Raw genomic sequence first — 11834 nt, 5'->3', positions numbered from 1 at the left:
TATGAGCAGGGCTTTTAGATGCGCTTTTGCTCCATTAGGAGGATTAATTATGAAATTGAAAAATTTGCTGTTGGTTGTCAGCAATATAGAAAGGTCAAAAAAGTTTTACGGTGATATTTTTGGTCTTAAGCCTGTTTTAGATTTTGATGGCAATGTGGTGATGACAGAAGGGCTGGCTCTTCAGGACAGACAGATATGGGAAAAGCTGATAGAAAAGAAAGTGGTTTTTGGAGATGCTAATGCCGAGCTGTATTTTGAAGAAAATGATATTGATGGATTTCTCGAAAGGCTGGAGGATTATCCGGAAGAGATAAAATATCTGAACAGGGTGAAAGAACACCATTGGGGTCAGCGTGTTGTGAGGATATATGATCCGGATGGCCATGTTATAGAAATCGGAGAGTCTATGGATTTTGTTGCCAAGAGATTTTTTGGATCAGGAATGACAGTTGAAGATGTTGCAAAGAAAACTCAGATGCCTCTTGAGTATGTCAGGTATATCTGTGAAAATGCGAGATAAGGTGAGATGCTGTGATTTAAAGCGAATGCCACCATTTTCATGGAGGTAATGATATGAAATTTTCCGAAAAACTGAAATACTTAAAGAAAAAATGAATATTCTCAGGAACAACTGGCGGAATTGATTAATGTTTCCGCAGGTTATCACGAAATAGAAGAATTTTATTCGCATAGTAAACTTGTTACAAAGAAATTCATGTATTCGAGTAAAATGAAATATTCACTTGCGTAACAGACGGATAATAGCTATAATATAAAAAAATGCTTTCTAGGGTTCCGATTTGCGTTTGCAGCAAGTGCTGGTCCGAGAGGAAGCTGCCTCAAAAGAGGGACACGGAGGGATAAAAGCCCGGGAGAAGTATTCTGCTTTTCCCGGGTTTTTCAGTTTAATAGGAGGAAAGGTATATGAAGAAAGATAATAAAACGGCGTGGATATGTTTGGCTGCCGCAGGGCTTATAGAAATAATATGGGCGTATTTCATGAAACAGTCTCATGGTTTTACAGTCCTTGTGCCTTCAATAGTAACTATAGCATTTCTTATACTTAGCTTTTTTCTGTTGGAAAGAGGTATACGGACATTCGGTATAGGCATGTCATATGCGATTTTTACTGGGATAGGGATAGCCGGAACTACGGCAATCGGTATAATTTTGCTTGATGAAATACTGAGCGTGGCAAAAGTTATGTCTCTGCTGGTGCTGATAACCGGAATAATAGGGCTGAAATTTTGTGAGGAAGATGAAGGTGAGCAGCAATGATGTGGATAGTATTAGTATGCGCTTCTTTCTGTGAACTGGGATTTACCGTTTGTATGAAATTGTCTGACGGATTTAAGAATAAAAAGTTTACAGTGCTTACAGTTTTCATAACAGGGCTCGGGATATTCCTACTGTCGGTGGCTACCAGAACTCTGCCTCTGGGGATAGCATATGCTGTCTGGACAGGGCTTGGGACTGTATTTACAGTTCTGTTTGGAATTTTGGTGTTCGGAGAAAGCAGAGATAAGAAAAAAATATTTTTTATACTGCTGGTAATTGCAGGAGTTATAGGTCTGAGGCTGTGTGGGTAAAAAAACATTGACAAAAAATAGCAACAGTTATAGCATAGGTATATAAATGAATATTTCAAGTTAGACATATATCGGAAGCCGGTGAGAATCCGGCACTGTGTCTCAGCAACCGTGATATTTACGAAAGGACAGGCTATGTAGTTGTATGACTGCAAGGCAAGTCACTGAAGCGGAAGTTTCGGGAAGACGTCTCAGTAGGTTTTGGAGAATTATTATGTTCGGGATGGCTCCATGATAAGGATTAAGTCGGTAGACCTGTCAGCTTGATGCGTAAGTCTTCTGAGGTGAGACGGAGTATATCGTTAAAAATTGAGCAGCGCATTACGGCAAAATTCAATTATTATTTTTTGTGTAAAAATGTGAGGATTTATATCTGCTCAGTTTTGTGTTATGTATATTATCGTAAAGCGCCCTCGGAAAGGACGCTTTTTATTATGCGTTAAATAGGAGGAAAAGTGAGAGTAAAGAATAATAAGAAACTACTTAATATCATTATGGTGATACTGATAGCTGTCATAGCGTTTTGCGGTTTTATGACTGTTGCAGGTATTAAGGGCTGGTTCGGAGCTCAGAGAAGTTATGCGAAAGCAGATGATGTGACAGGTGTAGTGAATGTCAAAAGAGACGGTATATCATATACACTTGAAAATAAAGCTGCTTTGCGTACAGATGATATGATTGAGACAAGATCAAGCTCCGGTGCGTCTGTAGAAGCAGGGGAAAACACAGTTTACATGGCGGAGAATACAAGAACCGGGCTGGATGGGCTTGATGAGGAATCTTTGTCTATAGAGATGGACAGCGGAGAGCTGTTTTCCATACTTAACGAAGGTTCACAGTTTGATGGGATTACAGCCGGAGAATGTGAAATATCGTCTGACGATGCTGTATTTTCTGTAAATATGCAGACAGGATCTACAGGAATAAAAGTTTTTAAGGGGTCTGTCGAAATAAAGACGCAAAAAGCTGAAGAAACGGTAAAAGAAGGGAAAACAGCAGATATTGTAAAGTCAGACATATCAATATCAGATCTTGAAGCGGAATCCCTTAATGATTTTAATATAGATAAGGCTCTGATAGCTGATAAAGACGGACATCATCTTTGCTTCAGCAAAGATGATATTAATAAAGTTACTGCCGGTAGAAAAAAGCAAATAGAAAAGACTGAGAAAGAAGAGGAAGATCATAAGAGAGAAGTCATAGAAGCAGGAGAAAAGGGTCTGTCCTCAGACTCTAAGACATCGGGTATCAGTGAAAAGATAAATACCTGCACTATACAGATAAGATGCGACTCTATACTCAGCAATATGGAAAGTCTCAAAGCCGGAAAGGAGAGATTCGTGCCTTCAAATGGAGTAATACTGGCTTCATCTGCAGTTGAGTTCAGAGATGGAGAAACAGGTTTTGATGTGCTGAAAAGAGCCTGCAGCTCAGCCGGAATTCAGCTGGAATATTCATATACGCCTGCGTATGGCAGTTATTATATAGAAGGGATAAATAATCTTTATGAGTTTGACTGCGGCAGCAGATCAGGCTGGATGTATACTGTCAATGGCTGGGCGCCTAATTACGGATGCAGCTCTTACGAAATGAAAAAGGGCGATGTAATAGTCTGGAATTATACGTGCAATGGGATATAGCACTTAGAGATGGGAAGAAGATATATTGGAGGCAAGAAATGAGTGAGAGAAGAAGAAAAGGTAAAAGTTTAGGAGCAGTATTGATTCTTATGATGCTGTTCACTTCTCTGATGCCGTCATGGGCATATGGTGGGGAGATATCTTCATCAGATCCGACAGTTATCAGCAGGGAAATGGGGACAGCAGCGGAACCGAAAATAGAGAAGGATATTCCAGAAGAGGAAATCTCATATGAAAAAGGAGAAAAAGCAGAGCTTCTTTGTATTGAGGCATCATCTTCAGATGGAGGAAATATTTCGTATCAGTGGCAGCAAAGTACAGATGGAAAGATTTTTTCTGATATAGAAAATTCCATTGAAAAGGAATATCTTCCGGACACTGATACTGCGGGAAAAACGTATTATAGAGTTACAGTGACAAATACTTTGGGCGAAAGCAAAGCTTCAGCAGAGAGCAAGACAGTTCTCGTAACGGTGATCCAAGACGAAGAATCGGCAAAAATAGGGGATGCGGCAGTAAAGACGGCGGAAATAAACGATTCGGAACCTGCAGGCAAAGGCACCGAAACGGAGCCCTATGAGATTGAAAATGCTTCTCAGCTTCGGTGGTTTGCCGAGAAAGTAAACGGCAGCGCCAAAAAAAGTACATCCGAGTTATGCGCAGTACTGGAAGAGGATATAGATATTTCAGATAAGGAATGGATTCCTATAGGCCAGACTGTCAATACATACAGTGATTATGTGATTTACGGCGGGACATTTGACGGAAACGGAAAGAAAATTACAGGCCTTAATATCAATAACGATAAAGCTTATCAGGCATTCATAGGATATGCCAAGGGCGCAACTGTAAAAAACCTCACACTAAACGGGAGTGTTACTACAAGCACATCCGGCACCAGCTATGCTGCCGGTGTAATCAGTTATGGGGAGGCTTTTAGCATTGAAAACTGTGTAAACAATGTGAATGTCACAGCTGTTAGTAAGGGATATGCTGCAGGCATTGCTTCAAGAGCAGGAGCAGGCAGCAGCATAGTATCATGTACAAATAACGGTAAAATATCAGGCTGCGGAGATTACGTGGGAGGAATAACGGCGACAGCCATGGGCGCTGATATCTCCAATTGTTTCAATAATGGTCAAATAGTAAACAAAGGTAAGCCGAGTTCATATGCATACTGCACAGGAGGAATAGCAGGTGGGGCATCCAGCAGTTCAGTTATTTCTATGTGCGGCAATACGGCGGGCATAACGAGTACATTGAAACGCACAGGCGGTATTTCCGGAAGTCTTGACGGAACTATTGAAAAGTCTTTTAATACAGGGAATATAACAGGGATATACGGAGTCGGCGGTATTTTAGGCGATTCGGCAGGAAAATCATCAACAGTTGAATCATGCTATAACTCAGGCAGTATCAAGGGGATTTCTCCTGTTAATGATTTCAATGATACTAATGCTAAAGGAATAGGAGGAATAGCAGGTGGAGTATCCGGCGTCAGCTATAGTTTAGATGTTAAGCATTGTTATAATACGGGGAATGTAAGTAAGGATACTAATGTTTCCGATGTAACATGCGGCGGCGTGATAGGAAACAGCAGCGGCAAGAATTATAGCGGAACTTCCACAACAGGACTTGCAAAAGCAGAGAGCTGCTATTACCTTGAAAGTGCATGCGATCAAGGAGATGGTTATTCTCAGGATACAAAAGGGATTTCATCTAAAACATCCGGTGAAATGAAGTCTGCGGACTTTGCTGCGGAACTTGGAGGGAATTTTGCCGTAGATCCGGATGGGGGAATGCCGATATTGGGATGGCAGGACCCCAATTCACAGTATGCAGTAAAGTTTATTATCAATCCTGCAGAAGCCCACTTGACAGTGGAAGACTCGGCAGGAAAAATCGTAGATCCGTCTGAAGGCGACTCAAATATTTATTATCTAAAAAACGGTAATTACAGTTATACGGTATCATGCGATGAGTATGATACTGTAAGCGGAGAATTTACCGTTGCTTACGGAGGGCAGGAGATAAGTGCAGCTTTGCAGGTGAAAAAATATGATTATGTATTTGAAACAGAGCCTGAGGATATACAGCTTGCGGTCAGAGATAAGGATGGCAGGGAACAGACTCCGATGGCAGACGGAAGGACTTACAGTCTGCCTAAGAGCGGAAACCCTTATCAATACGAAGCGAAGGCATATGGATACACTTCAAAGAGCGGATCTTTTAATGTAAAGGGAAATAAAGATTCAGACAAAAAGATCATATCTCTTGTGAAGCAGCAGACATATAAAGTATCAATACCTTTTGTCAAAGAGACAGGAGGGCAGGCTTCTGATACTGTTATAACAGTGGCAAGCAAGGAATATCCGCAAACAGTTATCACTGCAGAGAAAGACGGCAGTTTTTCATTGCCTAACGGGAATTATACTTATAGGGTATCGAGTGCCGGATATAAATCTGTAAGCGGAGAGTTTACGGTGAACTATGCGGATCTGACAGTGGATGAAGCATACCTTGTCATACAGACTGTATGGGACGGAGAAACAACTGATGAGCCGTCTAAAGACAAAGACGGAGTGTATCTTATAAGTACGTCTGACGAACTCATGTGGTTTAACAAAGAAGCGGATCTCAAAGCTTCTGCTAAGCTTACGGCGGACATAAGGATAAATGAATCTGTAAACGTAGACGTAGGCAGCAGTATATATGAATGGACTCCTAAAGGTATATCAAGCAGCAAGGCGTATACAGGTACTTTTGATGGAAACGGACATACTGTTTCGGGTTTGTATATCAATAATAAGGCGCTGTCAAATACGGGATTTTTCGGATATGTGGGAGCAGGCGGAGAAGTGAAGAACCTGACGATTTCTGACAGTATCATCATGTCATCGGCAAATTATGTGGGAGCCGTTGCAGGGGATTCTAAAGGAAACATCACAAACTGCCATACTACATCATCTGTATCAGTCAGCGGAAAAGGATATATAGGGGGAATAGTAGGAGAGCTGGACAGCAACATATCAGTTTCTAAATGTTCTAATCTGGCCAAGGTAGCAGCAACGGGAAATTATGCAGGTGGTATAGCCGGCCGCGTATACTCCAATGCCAGTGAAGCTCTTACTGATTCATATAATGCAGGCAGCGTTGAAGGCGCCAGCTTCGTTGGAGGAATAACAGGAAGCCTATATATGGGAGGAACTGTTGAGGGCGTATATAGCATAGGGTCTGTAAAGGCATCGGCAGAAGCAGGAGTTGCCGGAGGTGTTGTAGGAGAATTCAGATATGGACATATAAAGAATGCATATTCTGCAGGCTCTGTCAGCACTGCGGCAGTAGGCAATGCCGGCGGCATAGCGGGGAGTCTGGGATATAAACCGGAATCAGTTGACAGAGTATATTATCTTGACTCAACAGCAGAAGAGGCTGTGGGAAAAGAAGGCGATTATGCTATTCAAAACGGCAGTATTCTGCCTAAGACATCTGATGAACTGAAAGTCCTCACATGTGGCGTGGAAGAATCAGAGCTGGGTGAATTATTTACTGCTGATAAAGAAGGCATAAACAATGGCTACCCGGTTCTTTTATGGCAGACGGATAAGACCGCAACAGATCCTGACGGACCTTCTCCTTCGGAAGACGGATGGGACGGAACTGCATCAGAACAGGCACCTGAACAGATAGAGGGCGTTTATCAGCTTGAATCACCGGGAGATTTGAAGTGGTTTGCAGATTCTGCCGAAAATACCCCTGATATAAAAGGTGTCCTGACTGAAGATGTGGATCTTAATAATCAGCCGTGGGAACCTATTGGAGGAAACCGTGAAGAAAAAGCTTTTCTGGGAATGCTGGACGGAAACGGATATACTGTAAACAATCTTTATATAAAAGGAGGCAGCGGAGCCGGGCTGATTGCCTATAATAAAGGAAGCATCAAAAATGTCATTATATCAGGCTTGATCAAAAATGCCGATAACAGCGGAGCGGTAGCAGGATATAACGAAGGATTGATATCAGAAGTGATATCCAATGTAACCGTATCCGGCGGCAATTATACATCAGGTATATCCGGCGTCAATTTAAAAGGCGGAACCATAATAAAGTGTACGAATAACGGAAATGTTTCAGGAGGTTCATATGTGTCCGGGATAACTGCCTCAAACAAGGGCGGCAGTATATCGGAATCAGTAAATACCGGACTGGTGACAGCAACAGGGACATTTGCTGCAGGTATAGCTGCAGACAATACCAATGATAAAGATTTTGATGGAAATATAAGCAGATGTGTCAATAGCGGACACATTATAAGTACTGCAAAAAGTAGGTCTGCTTTTGTAGGAGGTATAATAGGCCGCAATGACAGTAATGTATTGTCTCTTTATAATACCGGAAATGTAGTGAGCCGAGGAAGCGGAGTAGGCGGCTGTGTGGGAATAAACACTGTAGGATCTAAGGCAGAAAAACTGTATAGCATAGGCGATGTCAGCGGGGCTTATCAAGAGACTGAAAGCAGCGAGGAATTTCGCGTAGGCGGAGCCGTAGGAGAAATGGTCAGTGGTGTAAGTGAAGCTTATTATTTGAACCTTCTCGATATCGCAGCAAGCGGATCCAACGGAGGAGAAGCAGTTCCTCTTGCAGAGATTCTGATCAAGGCAGAGTCTCTTACGGAAATGACAGATTTAAAAAAGACAATAGATGGATCTTTAACGCTTCCGAAGTCCATATGTGTAGGCGATACTGTAAGGGCTTCTTATAAGAGCGGAAACAGTAAAGAGCCTATCTTTGTATGGTATCGTGACTGGAGTGGAGAGCAGGAGGTGTTGGCTGTTTCTGATACATATACTATACCTAATGAACTCGTAGGAACAAAGGTATATGCTAAATGTATGGACAACAGTCTGTCAGGAATAGTAAAGGGGAAATCAGAAGAAATAGAAGGATTCACCGGGACTGCGAAAATAAACGGATATGCGGTAGAGGGGCATAAGCTCACGGTAAAATATTCAGGAAGTGAATCTGCCTCTGCTTTGAAATATCAATGGTATAGAGGAGCTAAAAAAATAGAAACAGCGACAGAAGAAAGCTATCTGCTGACAAATGAGGATCTGGGAAAAGATATAAGTGTTATCGTGTCAAGTAAAAATATGCCGGGTGAAATAACAGCAAAAGCAGGCACTGTCAAAACTGCTGAAGATGCAGGTATATGGCCGGAGAGCCAGTGTGATGAACCTTCATTCAAGGGAGGCGTATATGAGATTTCCAGTGAAGCCCAGCTGAAATGGTTTGTCAATAAAGTAAACGGAGGAATGACCTCTGCAGATGCGCAGCTTATACAGGATATAACGCTGACAGGAGAGACATGGTATCCTATAGGAAATAACAGTAATGATCCATATTCTGGAGCATTTGACGGCAAAGGCAAAAAAATAACAGGATTGGTTATATCAGCGGCAAAAGATGATCAGGGACTGTTTGGCAGCATAGATGGGAAGGGAACGGTGAAGAACCTGAACCTTTCAGGCAATATAAAGGTCAGTGGCTCCGCATCAAATACAGGAGGGATAGCTGGATATACCGAAGGAAAAATCGTAGGATGCACATTCTCGGGAAGCATAGAAGGCATCAGTGAAGTAGGCGGAATAGCCGGACAGCTGGGACTTAACGGAAAAATAAGTCAGTGCAGGAATTCGGCGGCATTGACCGGCAAAGAACGTATAGGAGGAATAACAGGTACGGTTGCTTACGGTACTGTCAGTCAATGTATCAATACAGGTCAGGTAGGAATAAGCGGGACATCTTCTTATGTAGGAGGAATTTCGGGGGTCATGACTAATTATGCTGTAGTGGAGGCAAGTTATAATACTGCAGCAGTGAAAGGAAGTAAATATAAAGGCGGAATAGCCGGAGAAGCGACGGTTTGTGCGGCTCCTCAAGGTTGTTACAATATCGGTGAAGTAGAATCGGGAGCATATTCGTATGGCGTGTTGGGAAACATTTCAGGAACCGAATATATAACGCAGACAACAGGCAGTTATTATCTTGCGGAAGATGAAAGTATGGCTACAGATAAAACTGCCACGGGAGTAAGCTCTTCCGGAATGAAAAAAGACAATTTCATTACTTTGCTTAACAATCAGGTAGGAAGCAGATATTTCGTATCAGATTCAAAAGGATTGAATGAAGGATATCCTGTATTGCAGTGGGAATTGACAGGAGCTTCTGAAGGAGGTTCATCAGGGGAGGAAGAACCTCAGCCGGGAGAAATAAAAGTCAGCATAACTCTTATAGGTGATACGGCTCATGGTCCTAATGTACAGCATGAAAAATATTATGACTGGATAGAGAAAAAATCGTATACTCTGAAATTGGGATCAACTGCATTGGATTTGTTTAAAACGGCTATTAACGATGCAGGGATGGAATATGAGATGAGCGGCAATAGTTATGTATCGGCTATATACGATCCTGAAACCGGCATAAATTTGGCAGAGCTTACCAATGGTCCGCGAAGCGGATGGATGTATACTATAAACGGTAAATTCACTGATTATATGGAAGCTGTCACTTTAAAGGACGGAGATGATATGAGGTTTTTCTATGTTGATGATTACAGTGAGATTGACTGGGATGGAGACAAAACACCTCAGGAGTCTGCGGATGAAGTAGAAGCTCTCATAGACAGTATACCTGATGTGGATAAATTGATCTTATCAGATGGAATTCTGGTAGATAAGGCAGACAGCGCTTATAATTCTCTGAATGATGAGGCGAAAGCACTCGTTTCATCTGCAGCCAAAGCAAAGCTTGAAGCTGCTGTTTTAAAAATAAATGAGCTTCGAAAAGAAAACCAAGAGTCTATAGATAAGATATATGCAGATACAGGAGATACTTTGCTTGATAAAGCGAACCAATACAGTCTGACTGTCGGAGCGTCTCACGGTGACTGGGCGGCTCTTGGACTTGCCAGGGCAGGTGTAATTACTGAAAGTGTTTCAGAACAGTATAGCCAAAATGTAATTAAATATGTCAGAAAAAAGGGCAGCGCCAAACTTCACAGTACTAAATCCACTGACAATTCCAGAGTGATACTGGGCCTTACGTCAATAGGTAAAGATGTTACAGATGTAGCAGGTTATAATTTACTGGAGCCTTTGGCAGATCTGGATTACGTGAATGAACAGGGTATTAATGGTCCGATCTGGGCACTTATAGCGCTGGATTCTTACGACTATGACGTACCTGACGCACCTGAAGGAAAAGTACAGACAACCCGTGATGCACTGATAAGCTGTATACTGGACGCGCAGCTTAAAGACGGAGGATTTTCGGCAGGAGAAAAAGATACGGAAGTTGATATAACAGCGATGGCATTACAGGCTCTGGCTCCGTATTATGACACTGATAATAAAGTGAAGGCTGCTGTAGATAAAGCATTGGGCAGGCTTTCGGATATGCAGGGAAGTGACGGTAAGTTCAGAGCTTATGGCACCGCCAACGCAGAGTCAAATGCTCAGGTTATTGTAGCTCTCACGAGTCTTGGCATTGATCCGGCAGACGATGGAAGATTTATTAAAAACGGAAATAGTGTGATGAATGCGCTGTTGTCTTTCTACAGTAACGGCAGCTTTATGCATACTATGTCAAGCTCTGTCGCGGAAAACGGTATGGCTACCGAACAGTCATATTATGCGCTGGCATCGTATTACAGATTAAAGGGAGGAAAGACGAGCCTGTTTGATATGACTGACGTTAAAGAAATGACAAAGATAGAAGAAAAAGGTTTTGCCGAAGAAAATCAAGCATCTGAAAATAAAAATACCGCCGGCGCTGAAAAGAAGGCTTCAGGAAAAACTAAGAGTGTGAAGGCCAAGCTTACGACTGTAGAACAGGTGATGAGCATGATAGAAGCAGTTTTGAATCCTGATGATCCTGATAAGGCTTTGCCTTCAGATTTGTCAAAGCTCACGGAGCAACAGCTGGATTTAATAATAGAGGCATATAACGCATACGACTCACTAAGTGATGACGAGAAACTTCTTGTAAAGAATTATACAGAATTTAAAGAGCTTCTTGATAAGCTTGGGAAAGTACTGCACAAAGATTTGCAGACTGGTATAATGGCAGAAGATATACAATGGCATTATCGTCTTGTGGTAAAAGAAACAGATTTTGATAATGATACTACTGACAGCATAAGACGTATTCTGAAAGAGGATTCAGATATTCTTAAAACATATGATATATATTTTGAAGATCTTTTGACAGGAAACCAATATGAGCCTTCAGACCTTGTAAAAATAAAAATTCCAAAGCCCGATATGAAGGATTTTGATTCTACAGTGATCGTACATGTGGATGATGGAGGAGATATACAATTTATAAAATGTGAAGAAAAGAACGGATATATAGTATTCAAATCTCAGGATTTTTCACTGTATGCTGTGGCAGGTGTTGAAGGTTCGTGGAATGATCTTTTTGGTGTGGGTACGTTGGCTGTATATCATATGGCATGGATAATAGCTGCAGCTATAGCTGCCTTCGCTTTGACCACCTTGATTATAGTAAAAAAGAGAAACAAGCATGGTGATTCATAATATCT

At 41.8% G+C, this 11834-nt stretch carries 5 protein-coding genes and 2 riboswitches; all 5 genes read left to right on the top strand.

Annotated elements, in window-relative coordinates; translation table 11 throughout:
* Positions 1-49: 49 nt before the first annotated feature.
* The 5 genes from H8692_RS01815 (at position 50) to H8692_RS01795 (ending at position 11829) form a co-directional block, all read left to right on the top strand.
* A complete protein-coding gene (locus tag H8692_RS01815; RefSeq protein ID WP_177269563.1) occupies positions 50-520 on the top strand; it encodes a VOC family protein in 471 nt (156 codons plus the stop codon).
* Positions 521-776: 256 nt separating this feature from the next.
* Positions 777-877, top strand: a riboswitch (guanidine-I (ykkC/yxkD leader).
* Positions 878-924: 47 nt separating this feature from the next.
* Positions 925-1278 (top strand): DMT family transporter, encoded by a 354-nt coding sequence (locus tag H8692_RS01810; protein ID WP_187524870.1) that lies wholly within the window; start codon positions 925-927, stop codon positions 1276-1278.
* Positions 1275-1589, top strand: a complete 315-nt coding sequence (locus H8692_RS01805) for a DMT family transporter (RefSeq protein ID WP_177269559.1) — start codon at positions 1275-1277, stop codon at positions 1587-1589. The genes H8692_RS01810 and H8692_RS01805 overlap by 4 nt, the downstream gene beginning before the upstream one ends.
* A gap of 30 nt (positions 1590-1619) precedes the next feature.
* A riboswitch (cobalamin riboswitch) is annotated at positions 1620-1866 on the top strand.
* 178 nt (positions 1867-2044) lie between these two features.
* Positions 2045-3229 carry a DUF4430 domain-containing protein gene (locus H8692_RS10700; protein WP_346727717.1) on the top strand — a complete coding sequence of 395 codons (1185 nt, stop codon included), beginning with the start codon at positions 2045-2047 and terminating at the stop codon, positions 3227-3229.
* Positions 3230-3267: 38 nt separating this feature from the next.
* Positions 3268-11829 (top strand): DUF4430 domain-containing protein, encoded by an 8562-nt coding sequence (locus H8692_RS01795; protein ID WP_187524869.1) that lies wholly within the window; start codon positions 3268-3270, stop codon positions 11827-11829.
* Positions 11830-11834 lie beyond the last annotated feature (5 nt).

The organism is Lentihominibacter hominis (assembly GCF_014385065.1).
GTDB lineage: Bacteria > Bacillota > Clostridia > Peptostreptococcales > Anaerovoracaceae > Lentihominibacter > Lentihominibacter hominis.
This window is presented reverse-complemented; position numbering and strand designations above follow the sequence as displayed.

Coding starts and splice junctions, on each gene's coding strand:
- H8692_RS01815 (WP_177269563.1), top strand. CDS start 50: ATGAAATTGAAAAATTTGCTGTTGGTTGTCAGCAATATAGAAAGGTCA.
- H8692_RS01810 (WP_187524870.1), top strand. CDS start 925: ATGAAGAAAGATAATAAAACGGCGTGGATATGTTTGGCTGCCGCAGGG.
- H8692_RS01805 (WP_177269559.1), top strand. CDS start 1,275: ATGATGTGGATAGTATTAGTATGCGCTTCTTTCTGTGAACTGGGATTT.
- H8692_RS01795 (WP_187524869.1), top strand. CDS start 3,268: ATGAGTGAGAGAAGAAGAAAAGGTAAAAGTTTAGGAGCAGTATTGATT.